The 779-nt window shown below is 65.5% G+C and carries 1 protein-coding gene; it reads left to right on the top strand.

What is annotated here, in order from left to right; all coding sequences use genetic code 11:
* Window positions 1-779: DUF5801 repeats-in-toxin domain-containing protein (locus tag JF539_RS27445; protein WP_207144430.1), on the top strand; the 779-nt coding region annotated here is incomplete at both ends.

Genomic DNA, 779 nt, shown 5'->3' with positions numbered 1-779 from the left:
GAGGGCTTGTCCCTGACGTCCGACGAGGACGACATTGCGTCCGTTGATGCTCTCGGGACGTCGCCGGACGGTCCGGCGACGCAGCCGGTTGCCGGTGAGGCGTTTGGCGAGACGGGGGATCTCGGTTACGCGGCGACGGTGACGGGGTCTTTGTCGAGCATTGTCTCGTTCGGCGCGGACGGAGCGGCTGCGGAGGGTGGCTACGCGTTCACCGGGGATGCGGTGACGGTGATGACCGCGCTTGGGCTGTCTTCCGCCGGGGACGGGTTGTCCTACCAGATCTTCGACAACACGCTGCTGGCCTATGTGAATGTCATTGGCGGCGCGGATTACGATGCCGGCAGCGACTATCCGATTTTCTCCTTCACGCTGGACCCGGTCACGGGCGAGTTCACGTTCCAGCAGATCGGCCAGCTGGATCATGTCGACGGCGAGGGCGAGAACACGGCGCTGGAAGGCGCAGGCGGTGCGCTGGAAGGGATCGACTTCGGCGCGATCCTGGAAGCGACCGACGGCGATGGCGACACGGTTGGGCTTGACGGCAAGCTGACGATAACGATCACGGACGATACGCCGGCTCCGGAAGCGGAGGTGGTCGACCAGATCATCATCGACGAGAGCGGTGGCGCGGCCGGGGACAACACGTCGGATGCGGATGTCGCGGCGCTGTTTGCGGGTGTCGCCAATCCGGGCAGCGACAGCGATCTGCCGGCACCGGTTTACGCCCGGAAGGACATCGTCGACGGGAACTCGGGATATTCCGGCAACGGCGCCGACTT

This window comes from Roseibium aggregatum (genome assembly GCF_017309185.1).
Lineage (GTDB): Bacteria > Pseudomonadota > Alphaproteobacteria > Rhizobiales > Stappiaceae > Roseibium > Roseibium aggregatum_B.
Note: the sequence above shows the minus strand (reverse complement) of the source record. Positions and strands in the feature narration are given on the sequence as shown.